5 protein-coding genes are annotated in these 20,999 nt (G+C 59.1%); all 5 read left to right on the forward strand.

Annotation, left to right across the window (positions count from 1 at the left end; translation table 11 throughout):
* Positions 1 to 173 precede the first annotated feature (173 nt).
* The 5 genes from RCF31_RS16900 to speB all read left to right on the forward strand — a co-directional run bounded on the left by RCF31_RS16900 (position 174) and on the right by speB (position 20,978).
* A complete protein-coding gene (locus tag RCF31_RS16900) occupies positions 174 to 14,996 on the forward strand; it encodes an Ig-like domain-containing protein (protein WP_416411770.1) in 14,823 nt (4,940 codons plus the stop codon).
* Between the two features lie 74 nt (positions 14,997 to 15,070).
* Complete coding sequence (locus RCF31_RS16905) at positions 15,071 to 16,522, forward strand: TolC family outer membrane protein (RefSeq protein WP_416411771.1); 1,452 nt, start codon at positions 15,071 to 15,073, stop codon at positions 16,520 to 16,522.
* A complete protein-coding gene (locus tag RCF31_RS16910) occupies positions 16,519 to 18,699 on the forward strand; it encodes a type I secretion system permease/ATPase (protein WP_416411772.1) in 2,181 nt (726 codons plus the stop codon). The genes RCF31_RS16905 and RCF31_RS16910 overlap by 4 nt, the downstream gene beginning before the upstream one ends.
* Positions 18,696 to 19,916, forward strand: a complete 1,221-nt coding sequence (locus tag RCF31_RS16915) for an HlyD family type I secretion periplasmic adaptor subunit (RefSeq protein ID WP_416411773.1) — start codon at positions 18,696 to 18,698, stop codon at positions 19,914 to 19,916. Before RCF31_RS16910 ends, RCF31_RS16915 begins: the two co-directional genes overlap by 4 nt.
* A 141-nt stretch (positions 19,917 to 20,057) precedes the next feature.
* Complete coding sequence (gene speB / locus RCF31_RS16920; protein ID WP_299459981.1) at positions 20,058 to 20,978, forward strand: agmatinase; 921 nt, start codon at positions 20,058 to 20,060, stop codon at positions 20,976 to 20,978.
* Positions 20,979 to 20,999: the final 21 nt, after the last annotated feature.

Here is a 20,999-nt window from a genome sequence, read left to right on the forward strand (position 1 = left end):
CCCCATTACCAGGATGGCGGCTTAACAAGGCTCAGTACGATTTCATTATCAGCATGTATGAGGTCGTCAAAAAGAGAAGTGAATAACCAAAAGCGTATTCACTGGTGAGACCGGAATCTGCGGATTTCGGGCGTTTTTATGGATTCAGATAACCTTCGGTGGAAAATAGAGAAATGAATAATATCTCAGTCACGCCTAAAGGAGGCACCATCGCGTCGGTGCTGAATGGCAACGAAGTAAAGTTGACCTCTCCGAGTGTAATTCAGCTCAAACTTGAAAAGTCAGATATTAAATCCTACACACGCAACGGCAATGATCTTATTGTCACCACGAAATCGGGTGAAGTTCTTGTTATTCATAATTTTTATGGTCCAAATGGTGAGAGCGACCTGGTATTGCAGGACCACAATGGAGCATTGTGGTGGGTAGAGCATCCGGGGGAGGATGGCTTCCAGTATCTGAATATCGACAGTACCGATGGGCTGTTGGCGGAAAACACCACACATGATGGTGCGATTGCCGCCTTTGGTCTCGGTGGTGCCGCGCTGGCGGGGATTGCTGCGATGTTTGCCGGTTCCAGCAGCGGTGGCGGCGGTAGCAGCAATGCTGGCGGCGGCGATAACGGCGGCGGCGGTGACAATGGCGGTGGGGGTAACAACGGTGGCGGTAACAATGGCGGTGGCGGTGGTGATACCACGGCACCGGGTGTCGCCACTAACCTGGTTCTGACAGATACCGCAGGCTCCATTCAGGGGGCGATTACCAGCGGATCGAGCACCGATGACACCACGCCAACCTTAACCGGTACTGCGGAAGCAGGCAGCACGGTCAGCATCTACGACGGCAGCACCCTGTTGGGCACCGTGACTGTCCGCTCTGACGGGACCTGGAGCTACACTACGCCCACGCTGGCGGAGGGTTCACATAGCCTGACCACCACCGTGACCGACCCCGCAGGTAACACCAGCGCTGCGTCAGATCCGATCAACTTCACCGTCGATACCGTTGCCCCGGTAGCGGCAAGTGATTTGGTGGTGACCGATAACGTCGGCGGTACGCAAGGGCCGCTGACTTCCGGCGAATCCACCGATGACAATACGCCAACGTTAAGCGGTAAGGCTGAGGCGGGTGCCACCGTTAGCATTTACGATGGCACTACACTGCTCGGCACGGTCACCGTCGGTTCCAATGGTGACTGGAGTTTCACGACTCCGGTGCTGAGTAACGGTAACCATAGCCTGACCGTCACGGTCACCGATGCGGCTGGCAACGTCAGTGCCGCCACGCCAGCCTTTGACCTGACCGTTGACACACTTGCTCCGGCTACCACCAGCTTGCAGGTCACCGATGACAGTGGCAACACCCCAAAACAACTGGGCGACGGTGCCAGCACGCATGACAATACACCGGTACTGAGCGGCCTGGCGACGGCGAACGCGGTTATCACCCTTTATGACGGTAATACGTTGCTGGGCAGCGTCGTGGCAGGCAGTGACGGCCAATGGGTGTTTACGCCAGCCGCACTGGCTGATGGATCGCATAGCTTCCACGCCACCATCACTGATGCTCAGGGTAATCAGACTGACTCCAACACCATTATCATCAACATCGATACGGTGGCACCGGAAGCCGCCGGTGATTTGCATCTCAGCAACAACGACGGCAGTACGATAGTTCCGGTTCCTGCGGACAGTTCGACCAACGATACCACCCCGCTACTGACAGGGACCGCTGAACCAGGCAGTACTGTCACCATTTCGGATGGCACCACGGTACTCGGCACGGCGGTTGTGGGGAGTGACGGTAACTGGAGCTTCACTACCCCGACTTTGGGTGAGGGTCAGCACAGCCTGACCACCACCGTCACCGATCCGGCAGGCAATACCAGCCCGGCGTCCGATCCCATCAACTTTACCGTCGATACCACACCTCCTGCGGCAGCCAGCGGGCTGACGGTAACGGATAATGTGGGTGATAGCCAGGGGGCGTTGACTTCCGGAGAGGCGACGGACGACAACACGCCAACGCTGAGCGGTCAGGCGGAACCGAACAGTCTGATCAGTATTTATGACGGCACCACGCTGTTGGGGAATGCGACTACTGACGTTAACGGAAACTGGAGCTTTACCACCCCGGCGCTGACCAATGGCAATCATAGCCTGACGGTGACGGTGACGGACAACGCCGGTAATGTGAGTGCAGCGACCCCGGCATTTGTCGTTGACGTGAATGCCGGTGTGCCACCAGCCACCAGTTCGCTGGAGGTGACGAACGACAATGGCAACACTCTGGTGCAACTGAGCAACGGAGCCAGCACCAATGACAACACGCCGGTACTGAGCGGTCTGTCGGTTGCCAATACTCTGATCACCCTCTATGACGGTACCACCGTATTGGGCAGCGTCACCGCAGACAGTAACGGGCAGTGGAGCTTTACCCCGGCTGCGCTGGCAGATGGTGCTCATGCCTTCCATGCCACCAGCACGGACGGCACTGGCAACATCACCGATTCCATCACCATCAATATCACCATTGATACTCAGGCGCCGACGGCGGCGGGTGACTTGCAGCTCAGTAACAACGACGGTAGCACTGTCGTGCCGATTACGGCAGGAAGCGCAACGAATGACAGTTCGCCACAGCTGAGCGGAACGGCTGAGCCGGGCAGCACGGTGACTATTTCCGATGGCACCACAGTGCTGGGTACGGCCACGGTCAACCCTGATGGCAGTTGGAGCTACACCACGCCTCAGTTGACCGACGGCAACCACAGCCTGACTACCACGGTGACGGATGCGGCAGGCAATACCAGTCCGGCCACCGCGCCAGTCACCTTTACCGTTGACACGACACCGCCTGCCGCAGTCAGCGGCCTGGTAGTGACGGATAACGTTGGTGACAGCCAGGGACCGCTCACCTCCGGTGGTTTCAGTGATGACAACACGCCCACTCTCAGTGGTCAGGCTGAAGCGAATAGCGTTGTCAGCGTTTACGATGGCAATACTTTGCTGGGCACCGTTACCGTGGGCAGTGACGGCAGCTGGAGCTTTACGCCAGATGCGCTGACCAACGGCAGCCACAGCCTGACCGCCACCGTGACCGATGCGGCAGGTAATGTCAGCCCGGCGACCACCCCGTTCAACGTGACCATCAATGCCGACCTGCCGCCAGCCACCAGCTCGTTGCAGGTGACAGATGACACGGGCAACACACTGGTACAGTTGAGTGACGGTGATTTTACCCACGACAGCACACCAGTGCTTAGTGGTCTGTCGGGTGCTAACAACCTGATCACCCTGTATGACGGCACCACGGTGCTGGGCAGCGTAACCGCAGACGGTAATGGTCAATGGGTCTTTACGCCAACCGCGCTGGCTGATGGTGCGCACGCGTTTCATGCCAGCATCACCGATATCAATGGCAATGTGACCGACTCCGCTACCATTAATATCACTATTGATACGGTAGCAACGGGGGCTACAGGTGGGTTGCAGCTCAGCAATGACGAAAGCGGTACGCCAGTTCCGATCGAACCAGGCAGCGCCACGAATGATAACACCCCGGTGCTGAGCGGTAGCGCCGAACCGAATTCCATCGTATCGATCCTTGATGATGACACTTTGCTGGGTACCACCACGGCGGATACCGATGGTAACTGGAGCTTCACGTTACCCACCCTGACGGAAGGCGAGCATAGCCTGACCATCACGGTAACCGACCAGGCGGGAAATACCAGTGATCCATCCAGTCCCTTCGTGTTCACCGTGGATACCACCCCGCCAGCGGCTGCTGACAATATTCAACTGAGCAATGATTCAAGCGGCACTCCCGTACCGATCACCTCCGGTGCCACCAATGACACCACCCCGGTATTGAGTGGTACGGCTGAGCCGGGTAGTACTGTCGCTGTCTCTGACGGCAGCACGCTGCTGGGCACTACCACGACGGATAGCGACGGTAAATGGAGCTTTACCACCCCGACGCTGGATGAAGGCGACCATAGTCTGACCACCACCGTCACCGATGCGGCAGGCAACACCGGTCCGGCCTCCAGCCCGATCGCCGTGAATGTGGACACGACTGCACCTGATGCCGCCACCGGGCTGCAACTCAGCAATGATTTGAGTGGCACACCGGAGCCGATTGCGGATGGCGGTGTCACCAACGACACCACGCCAGTATTAAGTGGTACGGCAGAGCCGGGCAGTACCGTGACTGTCTCTGACGGTAGCACCGTACTGGGTACGGCAACGGTAGGCAGCGACGGTAACTGGAGCTTTACCACCACGCCATTAGGTGAGGGTGACCACAGCCTGACCGCCACCGTCACCGATCCGGCGGGTAACACCAGTGTTGCTTCGGATCCGGTCACCGTCACCATCGATACTACCGCCCCGGCGGTAGCGGGCGATGTGCTGCTGAGTAATGATACCAGCGGCACACCCGTCGCTATTGCCGCTGGGGGGGCGACTAACGACACCACGCCAGTACTGAGCGGCACCGCCGATCCGGGCACCACCGTGACGGTTGCTGACAATGGCTCGGTGCTGGGTACAGTCACCGCTGATAACGACGGCAACTGGAGCTTCACCACGCCGGAACTGGGTGAGGGTGCGCACAGCCTGACGGCCACCGTGACCGATCCGGCAGGAAACACCAGTCCACCGTCTGCGGCGATTGATTTCACCGTTGATACAACGGCTCCAGCGGCGGCGACAGGCTTGCAGCTCAGTAACGACGAGAGTGGTACCTCCATCCCGATTGCCGCAGGCGGCACCACCAACGACACCACGCCGGTGTTAAGTGGCAGCGCAGAACCGGGCAGTACCGTCACGATATCCGATGGCACTAACGTGCTGGGTTCGGCAGTTGTAGATGGCAACGGTAACTGGAGCTTCACCACCCCGGCGCTGGATGAGGGGGATCACAGCCTGACCGCCACTGTCACCGATGCGGCAGGTAACGTGGGAGACGCATCGGATCCGATTGCGGTCACCATCGATACCACCGCTCCGGCAGCGGCAGCGGGTCTGCTGCTGAGTAATGATTCCAGCGGCTCATCCGTCCCGATCACCTCCGGTGCGACCAACGATACCACGCCAGTGTTAAGCGGCACTGCCGAGGCGGGCAGCACTGTCACGATCTCCGACGGCAGCGTGGTGCTGGGTACGGCAACTGTGGATAACGCCGGCAACTGGAGCTTCACCACGCCGGAACTGAGCGAAGGCTCACACAGCCTGACCACCACCGTGACCGATCCGGCAGGTAACACCAGCGTCGTTTCCGATCCGGTGGCGTTTACGGTGGATACTCAGCCGCCAGCGGCGGCGACCGGCCTGCAATTGAGCAATGATACCAGCGGTACTCCGGTGCCGATTGCCGCAGGTGGCGCGACCAACGACACCACGCCGGTGTTGAGTGGAACTGCCGAACCGGGCAGCACGGTCACGGTTTCCGATGGCACTAACGTGCTGGGCACGGCAACGGTAGATGGCAATGGTAACTGGAGCTTCACCACCCCGGCGCTGGACGAAGGCGATCACAACCTGACCACCACCGTGACGGATGCGGCAGGTAACGTTGGCCCGGTTTCGGATCCCATCGCTGTCACCATTGATACCACCGCCCCGGCAGTTGCCGATAATCTGCAACTCAGTAACGACAACAGCGGAGCACTGGTGCCGATTACCACGGGCGCGACCAACGATACCACCCCGGTATTGAGCGGAACCGCCGAAGCGGGCAGCACCGTAACCGTTTCCGATGGTACTAACGTGCTGGGTAGTGCCATTGTCGATAGCGATGGTAACTGGAGCTTTACCTCACCGACGCTGGATCAGGGCGATCACAGCCTGACCACCACCGTCACCGATCCGGCAGGGAATACCGGTGCGGCTTCCGATCCGATCCTTCTGACGGTGGACACCACGGCTCCGGATCCGGTTACCAATCTGACGGCGACCAATGACAATGGCGATACGCTGAACGGCCTGACCAATGACAGCACCCCAACGCTGAGCGGTACGGCAGAAGCGGGCAGTATCATCAGCATTTATGACAACATGGCGCTGATCGGTACGGTTCTGGCGGATGCCACTACCGGCGCATGGAGTGTCACACTACAGACGTTGACTGATGGCGATCACAACCTGATGGTCACCGAAACCGATCCGGCCGGTAATATCAGCGCACCGAGCAATATGGTGGCGTTGACGGTGGATACCACCGCACCTGACGCAGCGGATTTTGCGCTCAACAACAACAACGGCAGTTCGGAAATTCCGATTGCCAATGGTGGCATCACCAATGACAACTCGCCAGTATTAAGTGGTACAACAGAGCCGAATAGCCTGATTACCATTTATGACGGCACAGATGCGATTGGCAGCGTAACCACCGATGGCAGCGGCAACTGGAGTTTCATCACCACGCCATTGCCTGATGGTAACCATGCGTTGAGCATCACCGTGACCGATGCTGCTGGCAATACCGGTCCATCCTCGGCGGCGCTGAACTTCGACATCGACACGACGGCGCCGGATCCGGTGACTGACCTGGTTGTTAACAACAACGAAGGCAGTACGCTGGTGCCGATCACCGAAGGTAACCTTACCAACGATGCGACACCAGAGCTGACCGGTACCGCTGAAGCAGGCAGCATCGTTAGCATCTATGACGGCAACACCCTGCTCGGCACTACGTCCGCCGGGGCGGATGGCAGCTGGACCTTTATCACTTCTGAGCTGGACCAGGGGCCGCACAGTCTGAGTGTCACCGTCAGCGATGCTGCGGGTAACACCAGCGCCAACTCGGCCACGGTGGATTTCACTGTTGACAGTGAAGCACCTGCGGCGGCAGATAATCTGGTGCTGACCAATGACCAGAACGGTACAACAATCGCGGCAGGCGGTTCCACTAACGACAACACGCCAGTGCTGAGTGGTACTGCGGAAGCGAACAGTATCGTGACCGTGTCGGATGGCAGCAATGTGCTGGGCACCGCTATCACCGATGCTGAGGGTAACTGGAGTTTCACCACACCGACGTTAAATGACGGCACACATAGTCTGAGCGTGACCGTTGCGGATGTGGCGGGTAACGTCAGCGATCCGACTGCACCGATCGCGCTGACCGTGGATACCGTAGCTCCGTCTGCGGCAAGCAATCTGGCACTGACCAACGATGCAGGCACCGATCCGGTAGCGATCCCCGATGGCGGGCTGACCAACGACAACACGCCAGTGCTGAGTGGTGCAGCAGATGCCGGCAGCATTATCGTTATCTCTGATGAGAATGGCGTGCTGGGTTCCGTTACCGTCGGGGACGCGGGTACCTGGAGCTTCACTACCAGCGCGCTGGCAGATGGTTCCCATACTCTGAGCGTGACGGCAACCGATGCAGCCGGAAACGCCAGTATCCCGGCGACCATCAGCCTGGTTGTTGATGCCACCGCGCCAGACCCTGCGGCGGGCATTACGCTCAGCAACGATAACGGCACCACACCAACCGCGATCACTGACGGCAGCACCACGGGTGACAGCACGCCGTTGCTGGCTGGTACGGCAGAAGCAGGCAGCACCGTGACCATCCTGGATGGCTCGACGGTGCTGGGGAGCGTGCTGGTAGACAGCAATGGGCAGTGGAGTTTCAACACCCCGACGCTGAGCGATGCCTCGCACAGCCTGAGCGTGACCGTCACCGATGCGGCTGGCAACACCAGCGCGGCATCGACGCCGATCACCTTCACGGTGGATACCGCACAACCTGACCCCACCAGCCTGGTCGTCAGCGATGACAACGGTACCACACCGGTTCCTCTGGCGGATGGTGCAACTACCAACGACAACACGCCATTGCTGACCGGTACGGCAGAAGCCAGCAGCATCATCACTATCTATGATGGCACGGTGGTAATTGGTTCGGTTGCTGCTGATGGCTCCGGCAACTGGAGCTTTAGTGCACCGACGCTGACGGACGGCACCCATACCCTGAGCGCCACAGTCACCGATACATTCGGTAACGTCAGTACCGCCTCCACTACCATCACGGTGGCGGTCGATGCGACAGCACCGGAACCGGTGGGCGATCTGCTGTTGCAAAACAACAACAGCACGCCTGCGGTAACCATCGCGGATGGCGGCAGTACCAACGACAACACTCCTGAGCTGAGCGGTACGGCGGAAGCAAACAGCATCGTCACGGTCTATGATGGCGCGACGTTGCTGGGATCGGTGGCAGCAGATGGCTCCGGCAACTGGAGCTACATCACCTCGACCTTGTCGAATGCGACCCATACGTTAAATGTCACCGTCACCGACGAGGCAGGCAACGTCAGTTCAACCACTTCCGTCACCGTTACGGTGAACAACGTCGTGCCTGATCCGGTCAGTAACTTCGCTATTTATGACAACGACGGCACCACGCCGGTGCTGGTGGCGAATAATGGCTCGACCGACGATAACACGCCGGTGCTGCGCGGTAACGCGGCGGCCGGGGATACCATCAATATCTTCCAGGATGGCACCTTAATTGGCACCACGACGGTGGCGGATAACGGTACCTGGCGTTTTGAAACGACCGCACTGACTGACGGTTCCTACACTTATACGGTATCAGTGACCGATGCGGCGGGTAATACCAGCGCATTGTCTGCGGACTACACCGTAACCATCGATACCATCGCGCCGGATGCGGTGAACGATCTGGTGGTGACGGATGATGCCGGTGCGCAGACCGGTGAGCTGGCCAGTGGCGACACCACGGATGACAACACGCCTACGTTGAGCGGTAGCGCGGCGACCGGTGATGTGGTTTCCATCTACGATGGCACCACGTTGCTTGGCACCGTCACGGCTGCGGCAGGGGCATGGAGCTTCACGCCTGCGGCCCTGAGTAATGGCAACCATAGCTTCACCGTCACCGTGACGGATCCGGCAGGGAACGTCAGTGCGGCCTCATCGCCAGCGTTTGATCTCATCATCAGCGCCGGACAACCGCCAGCCACCAGTACGCTGGAAATTACCGACGATAGCGGCAGTACTCTGGTGCAGCTGTCCAATGGTGCCGATACCAAAGACAGTACGCCGGTTCTGAGCGGCCTGGCCGCAGAGAATGACATCATCACCATTCACGATGGGGCGACGGTACTGGGTTCAGTGCTGGTGGATGCCAGTGGGCAGTGGACCTTCACGCCTTCACCGGCGCTGGCTGATGGTGCGCATGGTCTGTTCATCACCACGGTGGATGGCCTGGGTAACCCTGGTGCCACCTCCGATACCATCAATATCACCGTCGATACCGTTGCTCCGGCTACCGTGGCTGATTTGGTGGTTAGCAACGACAGCAGCGGCACGCCAGTGGCCATTGCTGACGGCAGTTCAACCAATGACAGCACGCCATTGCTCACCGGTACCGCAGAGGCGAATGCGGTGATCACCATTTACGATGGCACCAGCGTGGTAGGTTCCACCATCGCGAATGCCTCGGGTAACTGGAGCTACAATACTCCGACCCTCAGCAACGGTTCGCATACTCTGAGCGTAACGGCGACCGATGCAGCCGGTAATGCCAGCGGCAACTCCACAGCGGTGACGTTCACGGTGGATACCCATGCACCGGCTGCCGCAACGCTGGTGGTGACCAATGATGTCACCAGCGCAGTAGTACCGAATGGCGGTTCCACCAACGACAGCACGCCAACCCTGAGCGGTACGGCGGAAGCGAACAGCGTGGTCACTATTTATGATGGCACCACGGTGCTGGGTTCTGCTACGGCGAGTGCGGGCGGCATCTGGAGTTTCACCACCGCCACCCTCGCCGAGGGCAGTCATGCGCTGAGCGTCAGGGCGACCGATGCGGCAGGTAACGTCAGTGTGGCATCCAGCACGGCTACGGTAGTGATTGATACCGTGGCACCGGGCGCGGTGACCCTGGCTGCCAGCAACAACAACGGCACCACGGCGATACCGATTGCCAGCAACGGCATTACCAACGACAACACACCGTTGTTGAGTGGTACGGCGGAAGCAGGCAGCAAAATCACCATCTCTGACGGCACTACCGTGCTGGGTACCGTGACCGCAGGCAGCAACGGGGCGTGGAGCTTCACCACATCGACGCTGGCTGATGGTCCTCATACCCTGAACGTCACCGCCACCGATGCGGCGGGCAACGTCAGCCCGAACGCGTCCGTGACCCTGACGGTGGATACTACGGCACCAACTGCTTCGACGCTGACGGTCACCGCTGATAACGTCACGCCAAACGTGACCATACCGAGCGGCGGCTCGACTAACGACAACACGCCAACCCTGAGCGGCACGGCGGAAGCGGGTGCGGTGGTCACCATCTCTGACGGCAGCACGGTGCTGGGTTCCGTGACGGCAGGCGCAGGTGGCGCATGGAGCTTCACCACCAGCGCGCTGAGTAACGGTACGCATCCGCTGAGCGTGACGGTGAAAGATGCGGCGGGTAACGTCAGTGCGGCCACCTCGGCGACGGTGATTGTCGATACTGTGGCACCGGCGGCTTCCACGCTGGTAGTGACCAACGATGTCACCAGCACGGTGGTTCCGAACGGCGGTTCGACGAATGACAACACGCCAACCCTGAGCGGTACGGCGGAAGTTGGCAGCAGAGTTACCATCTCTGACGGCAGCACGGTGCTGGGTACGGTAACGGTTGGCGCGGGTGGTACCTGGAGCTTTATCCCAACTGCCTTGCTCGATGGTACTCACCCGCTGAGCGTCACGGTGACTGATTTGGCGGGTAACGTCAGTGGCACCACCTCGGCGACGGTGATCATCGATACCGTAGCGCCAGCGGCGATAGCTGGCCTTGCTGCCAGCAACAACAATGGCAGTACGCCAGTGGCGATTGCTAACAACGGTAGCACCAACGACAACACACCGTTGTTGAGTGGCACGGCGGAAGCAGGCAGCAAAATCACCATCTCTGATGGCACTACCGTGCTGGGTACGGTGACCGCAGGCAGCAACGGGGCGTGGAGTTTCACCACATCGACGCTGGCTGATGGTCCTCATACCCTGAACGTCACCGCCACCGATGCGGCGGGCAACGTTAGCCCGAACGCGTCCGTGACCCTGACGGTGGATACCGGCGTACCAACCGCTTCAACGCTGACGGTTACCGCCGATAACGTCACACCAAACGTGACGATACCGAGTGGTGGCTACACCAACGACAACACGCCAACCCTGAGCGGCACGGCGGAAGCAGGTGCGGTGGTCACCATCTCTGACGGCAGCACGGTGCTGGGTTCTGTGACAGCAGGCGCGGGAGGTGCATGGAGCTTCACCACCAGCGCGCTGAGTAATGGTACGCATCCGCTGAGCGTGACGGTGAAAGATGCGGCGGGTAACGTCAGCCCGGCCACGTCGGCGACGGTGATTGTCGATACCGTCGCACCGGCAGCCTCGACGCTGGTCATTACCAACGATGCGGCGGGTGTGGTGGTACCGAATGGCGGTTCGACCAACGACAGCACGCCAGTGTTGAGTGGTACGGCAGAAGTGGGCAGCAAAGTCACTATCTCTGACGGCAGCACGGTGCTGGGTACGGTGACGGTTGGTGCAGGCGGCACCTGGAGCTTTACCACCGCCACGCTGACCAACGGCACTCATCCACTGAGCGTCACGGTGACTGACCTGGCGGGCAACGTCAGTGGCACCACCTCTGCCAGCGTGATTATCGATACGGTGGCACCGGCAGCGGTGACCGGTCTGGTGGCCAGCAACAACAATGGCAGTACGCCAGTGGCGATCCCCAACAACGGCAGCACTAACGACAACACCCCAGCCCTGAGTGGCACGGCGGAAGCGGGCAGCAAAGTCGCCATTTATGATGGTGCGACATTGCTGGGTACGGTGACCGCAGGCAGCAACGGGGCATGGAGCTTCACCACATCGACGCTGGCTGATGGCACCCACACCCTGAACGTCACTGCCACCGATGCGGCGGGCAACGTCAGCCCGAATGCGTCCGTGACGCTGACGGTGGATACCGGTGTACCGACGGCTTCGACGCTGACGGTCACCGCCGATAACGTCACGCCAAACGTGACGATACCGAGTGGTGGCTACACCAACGACAACACGCCAACTCTGAGCGGCACGGCAGAAGCGGGGTCAGTCGTCACCATTACTGATGGCAGTACGGTGCTGGGTTCCGTGACGGTGGGCACGGGGGGCGCATGGACCTTCACCACCAGCGCGCTGAGCAACGGTACGCATCCGCTGAGCGTGACGGTGAAAGATGCGGCCGGTAACGTCAGCCCGGCCACGTCGGCGACCGTGATCGTCGATACTGTGGCGCCGACGGCTTCAACGCTGGTGGTAACGAATGATGTGACCAACACGGTGGTGCCGAGTGGCGGCTCGACCAACGACACGACACCTACGCTGAGCGGTACGGCAGAAATCGGCAGCAAAGTCACCATCTATGACGGCAGCACGGTGCTGGGTACGTTAACCGTAGGGGGAAGCGGTACCTGGAGCTTCACCACCGCCACGCTGACCAATGGCACCCATCCGCTGAGTGTCACGGTGACTGACCTGGCGGGTAACGTCAGTGGTACTACCTCCGCCAGCGTGATCATCGATACTGTGGCACCGGCAGCGGTGACCGGCCTGGCGGCCAGCAACAACAACGGCGGTACGGCGGTGGCCATTCCCAACAATGGCACCACCAATGACAACACGCCGTTGCTGAGTGGCACGTCGGAAGCCGGGGCGAAGATCTCCATCTACGACGGTGCGACGTTGCTTGGCACCACCACGGCGGCCAGCAGTGGGGCATGGAGCTTTACCACCAGCACCCTGACTGAAGGCACCCACACCCTGAATGTCACCGCCACCGATGCGGCGGGCAACGTCAGCCCGAACGCGTCAGTCACGCTGACGGTGGATACGGTGGCACCGACGGCTTCGACGCTGACGGTCACCGCCGATAACGTCACGCCAAACGTGACGATACCGAATGGTGGCTATACCAGAGACACCACGCCGGTACTGAGCGGTACGGCAGAGGTGGGCAGTCGTGTCACCATTTATGATGGTGCGACCATCATCGGTTCTGTCACGGTTGGAGCCAGTGGGACATGGAGTTTTACCACAGCGGTGCTGGCTGACGGTTCTCATCCGATAAGCGTCACAGCAACGGATACGGCAGGCAATGTCAGTAACATCACCACGGCGACGGTGAATGTGGATACCGTGGCACCGACAGCTGCCACCGCGCTGGCGGTCAACTCGGCGGGTACCACACTGACCGGTACGGGCGAAGCGGGCACCACGGTGACGGTGAAAGATGCCGGAGGTAACACCATCGGTACTGGCACCGTCGGCGTCACCGGCAGCTTCTCGGTCACGCTGACCACCGCGCAGACTACCGGGGCAACGTTGTCTGTCTCCCTGACCGATGCGGCGGGTAACACCTCACCAACCGCCACGGTGCTGGGTGCCATCAAAATTGTCGCGGTTAATGATGCGGCAGAGGTGGATTACTCCACCACCACCACGACGGTGAATAACGGTACCACCAGCGTGTCCCACACCTCGTTGTTAAGTGCCAACCTGGGAAGCCTGCTGGGCGTCAATGTGTTATCGAATGGAAACGCTTATATATTCAGTGTGGGGAATGACGATACCCGTACTGTCACCCTGAACGGTGCTACTAACACCCTGGTGGGTCTGATTGGTAACTACACGCTGTATTTGTATCAGCAGCAGTCGGATGGTACCTGGGCATTGAAGGCCAGCACTGCGAACTACATCACGACGCTCCTGACCATTGGTTTGCAGACGGGGGCCAATGTGACCTATTCCAACCTCGGAACGGGAACTTATGCGGTGGTATTGGGGGCCAGTTCTGGTATCTCGGTGTTGCCAACCACCATCATCACCACCGTGACGGATACCACGGTGATGGCGGTAACGGTGGCTGCAACGGTGACCGGCAATCTGCTGACCAACGACACCAGCTCGGTAGCGGGTACGGTGCCATCGGGTACCGCAGTGACCTCGGTTTCGGGTCATACGGTGGGGACAAGTACCTCGTTCAGCACCACCTATGGCACGTTGACCATCGACTCACACGGTAACTACACCTATACGCTGAAGGCCGGTCTGGATATCGACACCCTGCCAGCCGCCGACACCTTTAGTTATTCGGTGACGGATGCCCAGGGTGTGGTGACCACCGCCACGCTGTCGGTTTCGCTGGTGCACGCTACTGCCACGGCCTCGTTGCTGACCACCAACAGCCTGTTCGCGGAAACCACCACCACCACTGATAGCGACCATTCGGTCAGCGGCAGCATCTGGGCTGACAGCAGTACCAGTCACACCGGTACGCTGACCATCGCTAATGAACATGGTGACACCACGACCGTGAGCAGTAGCGGTAACACCCTGGTGGCGGGGGATTACGGTACGTTGAGCATTGCTGCCGATGGTAGCTACACCTACGCGCTGAGTGCCGAGATTAACGTGCAAAGCATCACGCATAAGGAAGTGTTCAGCTACACCCTGGCGTCAACCGACGGCACCCTGATCAGCAACTCGTTCACCATTGAGCTGCATCCGACCATCACCGGCACCGCCGGGGCGGATACGCTGACCAGTAGCGCCTATGACGACACCATCACCTCGGGTGCCGGAACAGATACGCTGGTTTACCACCTGCTGAACAGCGCCGATGCCACGGGTGGCAATGGTCACGATACCTGGACTGATTTCTCGGTCACAAATGGCGACAAGATCGACGTCAGCAACCTGCTTATCGGCTGGAATGACGACACAAGTAACATTAATGATTTTGTGAAAGTGGATCATACCGCTGATGGCAGCACCGTGCTCTCGATTGACCGTGATGGCACAGGTACGGCGTACAGCAGTACCCAGCTGGTGACGCTGGAAGGCACTAACGCATCACTGGAGGAGTTGCTGCAACAACCGCATCAAACCCATACGGCGTAAGCGCTGTGGGGCAGGCAGGGATGAACCGGGGCACAAGGATGTGCCTGTTTCTATCAATCACGGGTGGACTATCGATGGACCTGATGCAATCAAGCGCACTATCTCGCCGTTCCTGGAAGCTCAGCGTTTTCTGTGCTGGCATTGCCTTTCTCACTCATTCACAAGCAAGTGCGGCTGATACTGCCCTGACCAGGGCCGGTCGCATTACCACACAGGGTCTGTCACAACCGCAGGACCTGCCCTCATTAACCGGCGAAGTGGCGGAACCCGCGCTGAACCGCGTCCCTGATACCCTGACGCTTAATCAGGCAGTACAGCGGGCGGTACACTGGCATCCGGATATCGCCGAAGCAGTGGGAAAGCTGTTGGAGCAGGCCGACCAGGTTGATGTGGCGAAGGCCAAATACTATCCACAAATCAGCGCCGGGATGAATAACGGCTACTCCAATAGCTACACGGAAAAGGGCTACAGCCCCTCTTTTGTCCTCTCGATATCACAAATGTTGTATGACTTTGGCAAGGTCAGCAGCTCAGTGCGATCCGCCGAAGCGGGCGTGGCGCAGGAGCAGGCCAACGTACTGGTCAGCATCGACACAGTGGCACATGACACGGCTGCTGCCCTGATTGAAGTGCAGGGCTATCAGCAGCTGGTGGTCATTGCCCGACAGCAGCTGGCAGCGCTGAGTAAAATTGGTGATTTGGCCCGCCAGCGTAACGACGAAGGGGCGGCGTCACTCTCCGATGCCACGCAAACCGATGCGCGTATTGAAGGGGCGCGTACCACCCTGACGCAATATCAGGCCAATCTGGATCGCTGGCGCGCTACGCTGGCAACCTATCTCGGCTGGCCCACGGTGAATAACGTTAGTGATGATTTTCCCGCAAAGCTGATGCGATCCTGCCAGTCATCCCAGGCGGAAGATCGGCTGATTCCGGCGGTGCTCGCCGCCTGGGCGGCGGCCAATCAGGCGCAGGCCAAGCTGGATAACGCCAACGCGCAAATGCTGCCGACCATCTCACTCGAACCGGAAGTTACCCATTATCTCAACGACCACTATGCCAGCAGCGAAACGCTGGATCGCACCCAGTATTCCGCGTGGGTCAAAGTGGAGATGCCGATTTATCAGGGCGGTGGGATGACCGCCAGTCGTGATGCGGCCGCCAATGCACTCAGTTCAGCCAATGCGGCGGTCAATTCGGCGCGTTTAAAAGCACGGCAACAGCTGAGTGAATCGCAAAATGAGTCACAAAGCCTTGCCCTCAGTCTCAACATTCTGGGACGACAACAACAGCTGACTGAGAAAACTCAGCAACTCTACCAGGACCAATATCTGCAACTGGGCACCCGTCCTCTGCTTGATGTGTTGAACGCCGAGCAGGAGGTGTACCAGACCCGTTTCACGCTTCAGCAAACCATCAGCCAGTTACGCTCGCTGCAGCTCGATTGCCTCTATAGCACCGGGCATATGCGGTCGGCGTTTGCTTTGAATAATCAGCGGATCCAGTCCGTGGAGATCCAGCCATGACGCAACTGCAAATACCCGACGCCCCTGGCGGAAAACCCGATCAGGCTGAAGGAGGCGTTCCCTTACACGGATGGGCTACGGCGATCATCCTGATCGCCACACATTATCGCTTACCCTGTTCGCCGGGCATGATCCTCGCCTCCAGCGAGTGGCAGGGCAAACAGACGCGCGACAAGGCGTTACGCCATCTGGCGCGTCAGGCCGGTTTATCGTTACAGCTGTATGAGGATGACAAATGGCAGCTGACCCACTGGCGTCTGCCGCTGGCTGTGGAACTGGTAGATGGCCAGGTGGGGGTGATCACTGCCTTCGATGGCGAAGACGAAGTGCGTGTGCACTTTGCCGGTGATGAACAGCCGACGCCCGTTTCGCTGCTGGCGCTGCTGCCGGACATCTGCTTTGCCGCCGCGCTGCGCCCGCTGGCACCGGCGAAAGACAGCCGTGTCGATCGCTACCTCGAAGCCATGAAACCGGACTGGTTACGCCGTCTGGTACTGAAAGATCTGCACCCTTATGGTTATGTGATGCTGGGATCGTTTCTGATCAACCTGCTGGCGCTGGTGGGGATCATCTTTTCGATGCAGGTCTATGACCGGGTGATCCCGGCGCAATCCTATCCCACGCTGTATGTGCTGTATATCGGGGTAATTATCTCGGTGGTCTTCACCTACATCCTGCGCGTCGGGCGCGATCATGTGACCGATCTGCTCGGCAAGCGGGCGGATATGCGCGTCTCCGACCGGGTATTTGGTCATGCGCTGCGCCTGCGCAACAGCGCGGTGCCGCGTTCCACCGGCACCTTTATCTCGCAGCTGCGCGAGCTGGAGGCGATCCGCGAGATGGTCACCTCCACCACCGTGACCGCGATTGTCGATATGCCGTTTTTCCTGCTGTTTTTACTGGTGATGGCGATCATCGCTCCGCAGCTGGCGTGGGTCGCGCCGGTGGCGGTGATTCTGATGGTGCTGCCGGGTGTGTTTATGCAGAAAAAACTGTCGAAGCTGGCGCAGCAGGCGCTGAAGGAATCGACCTTACGCAATGCGGTGCTGGTGGAGAGTGTGCAGGGGCTGGAGGATATCAAGCTGATGCAGGCGGAGGACCGCTTTCTGCAACAGTGGAACAGCTATATTCGCATCACCGCGCAATCGGGCGTGGAGACGCGTAAAGCGATGCACTCGCTGATGAGCTGGGGCGTCACCATTCAGGGCATGGTTTATGCCACGGTGATTGTGATTGGTGCGCCGATGGTTATCGACGGCGATATCACCACCGGTGCCATCGTGGCGGCATCGCTGTTGTCATCACGCATGATCGCGCCGATGGCGACGTTGTGCGGCGTGCTGGCACGCTGGCAGCAGGTCAAAGCGGCGAAAACCAGCCTTGATGGCCTGATGGCGCTGCCGGTGGAGAACAGCACCGACGAAACCCGCATTCATTGCCCGGTGCTATTTGGTAACTATCAGTTTAACGACGCGATGTTCCGTTATTACAGCGACACGCTCACCGTGGCGCTGCGCATCAATCGTCTGACGATCAAACAGGGCGAACGCATTGCGGTGCTGGGGCGTAACGGGGCCGGTAAATCGACCATGTTACAGGCGATGATTGGCGGCGTAGAGCTGATTGGCGGGGAACTGCTGCTGGATAACCTCAGCCTGCCGCATATCGATCTGGCAGATGTGCGGCGCAACGTGGGCCTGATGACGCAAAACGCGCGTCTGTTCCACGGCACATTGCGGGAAAACCTGACAATGGGCGCGGCACACGCCACCGATGACGCCATCTTTGCCGCGCTGGTGGTGAGTGGCGGGGCTGATTTTATCCACCGTTTGCCGCTCGGCCTTGATCATCCGGTGATGGAAGGCGGTGTCGGACTATCGGGCGGTCAGCGCCAGTCGGTGCTGCTGGCGCGGATGCTGCTGCGCGATCCCAATATCGTGTTGCTGGATGAGCCCACCGCATCGCTGGACGATCACACAGAAAAAGAGTTTATCGAGCGGCTCGGACAGTGGCTGAATGGCCGTACCCTGATCGTCGCTACCCACCGGGCGGCCATTCTGGCGTTGGTGGATCGCATCCTGGTACTAAAAGAGGGACAACTGGTGATGGACAGCCCGAAAGAGAATGCGTTACCACCGCCACGCGCGTCGAATCCGCGTCCGGAGGTCAACCCATGAAACACTTACCGGCAAAACTGCGGCTGGTGGCGGCGGAAGGCGACAGCTCTGACGACCTGGCGGGCGATCTGCAATCGGAAACGCATTATTCAGGCGCGGTACGTCTGATCATCATCAGCTTCTTTTTATTGTTGGTCAGCTGCATCTGGGCCTGGTTTGGCGTGCTGGATGAAGTCTCTACCGGCACCGGCAAAGTGATCCCCAGCTCCCATGATCAGGTGCTGCAATCGCTGGAAGGGGGCATCCTCGACGATATTTTTGTGCACGAGGGCAGCCATGTCGAGGCTGGACAAATCGTGGCGAAACTGGACCCGATTCGATCGGAATCCAGCGTGGGGGAGAGCGCCGCCCGTTACCGTGCTGCGCTGGCGGCCAGTGCACGCCTTAATGCTGAGGTCAACGATCTGCCGCTGACGTTTCCGGCCGCGCTGAATAAATTTCCTGACCTGATCGCCTCCGAAACCCGGCTGTATACGACCCGGCGCGCACAGTTAAAGGATTCAACCTCGCAAATCCAGCAATCGCTCAATCTGGCGAACCGCGAGCTGGCGATTACCCAGCGCCTGGCAAAAACCGGGGCCGCCAGTAGCGTCGAAGTGTTGCGTTTACAGCGTGATAAGTCGGACCTTGAACTGAAGATGACGGATGTGCGCTCGCAATATTATGTGCAGGCGCGTGAGGATCTGGCGAAAGCCACGGCGGAGGCCGATAGTCTGTTGCAGACGGTCAGAGGACGTGAGGATACGGTCAGCCGCCTGACGATTCGCGCACCGATGCGCGGCGTGGTGAAAGATATCAAGGTGACCACGGTGGGGGGGGTTATCCCGCCGAATGGCGAACTGATGAATATCGTGCCGATGGACGATCATTTGCTGATTGAAGCGCGTCTCTCCCCGCGTGATATCGCGTTTATTCACCCGGATCAGAAAGCGCTGGTGAAGATCTCCGCCTATGACTATTCCATTTATGGCGGCCTCGATGGCGTGGTGGAGAGCATTTCGCCGGATACCATCCAGGATGAGGTGAAACCGGAGATTTATTACTACCGCGTCTATATTCGCACCGACCATGATTTTGTGCAGAACAAGGCCGGTAAACGTTTCTCGATCAGCCCCGGTATGGTGGCGACGGTGGATATTAAAACCGGCGAGAAGACGGTGATGGATTATCTGATTAAACCGTTTAACCGCGCCAAAGAAGCCTTGCGCGAACGTTAATTGCAGGCGGAGCCAATCTTCGCGATAATCAGCGCCATCAAATCCCTTCCTCGTCGGGTTTAACGACGCGGAAGGGATTTTTTTTGGTCATATTTCACCTATAACTTAATACGCTGATTCAGGATCTAAAGAGGACGATTTATGTATAACACCCTGGGTAATCAATACGATAACTCCCTGGTTTCGAACGCCTTTGGTTTCATGCGTTTTCCGGTTAATTTCCAGCCCTACGACAGCGATGCTGAGTGGGTGATCACCGGCGTACCTTTCGATGCGGCAACATCAGGCCGTCCGGGCAGCCGTTTAGGGCCGGGGGCGATCCGTCAGATCTCCACCAACCTTGCGTGGGAAGGCTGCCGCTGGCCGTGGGATTTTGATCTGCGCCAGCGTCTCAACGTGGTGGACTGTGGCGACCTGGTGTACGCCTTCGGCGATTCGCAGGATCTGTCTGACAAACTGCAGGCGCACGCCGAAAAGCTGCTGGCAAATGGCAAGCGCATGCTGACGTTCGGCGGTGACCATTACGTCACGCTGCCGCTGCTGCGCGCCCATGCGAAGCACTTCGGCAAAATGGCGCTGGTGCACTTTGACGCGCACACCGATACCTATTCCAACGGCCCAACCTTTGACCACGGCACCATGTTCTTCACCGCGCCGAAAGAAGGGCTGATCGATCCGAATCATTCGGTGCAGATCGGTATCCGTACCGAGTTTGATAAGAGCCTCGGCTTTAACGTGCTGGATGCGGCGCAGGTGAACGACCGCAGCGTGGATGACATCCTGGCGGAAATAAAACGCACCGTGGGCGATCTGCCGGTGTATCTGACCTTCGATATCGACTGCCTCGATCCAGCCCACGCCCCGGGCACAGGCACGCCGGTGATTGGTGGCCTGACCACTGATAAAGCCACTAAGCTGATTCGTGGTTTGCAGGGCATGAATATTGTCGGGATGGATCTGGTGGAAGTGGCACCGGGTTACGATCATGCCGATCTGACCTCGCTGGCTGCGGCAACGCTGGCGCTGGACATGCTTCACGTGCAGGCGGCCAATAAGGGCTAAACTTACTGACGGTCAATTAAT

This window comes from Pantoea sp. App145, assembly GCF_047947045.1.
Lineage (GTDB): Bacteria > Pseudomonadota > Gammaproteobacteria > Enterobacterales > Enterobacteriaceae > Pantoea.

Coding starts and splice junctions, on each gene's coding strand:
- RCF31_RS16900 (WP_416411770.1), top strand. CDS start 174: ATGAATAATATCTCAGTCACGCCTAAAGGAGGCACCATCGCGTCGGTG.
- RCF31_RS16905 (WP_416411771.1), top strand. CDS start 15,071: ATGGACCTGATGCAATCAAGCGCACTATCTCGCCGTTCCTGGAAGCTC.
- RCF31_RS16910 (WP_416411772.1), top strand. CDS start 16,519: ATGACGCAACTGCAAATACCCGACGCCCCTGGCGGAAAACCCGATCAG.
- RCF31_RS16915 (WP_416411773.1), top strand. CDS start 18,696: ATGAAACACTTACCGGCAAAACTGCGGCTGGTGGCGGCGGAAGGCGAC.
- speB (WP_299459981.1), top strand. CDS start 20,058: ATGTATAACACCCTGGGTAATCAATACGATAACTCCCTGGTTTCGAAC.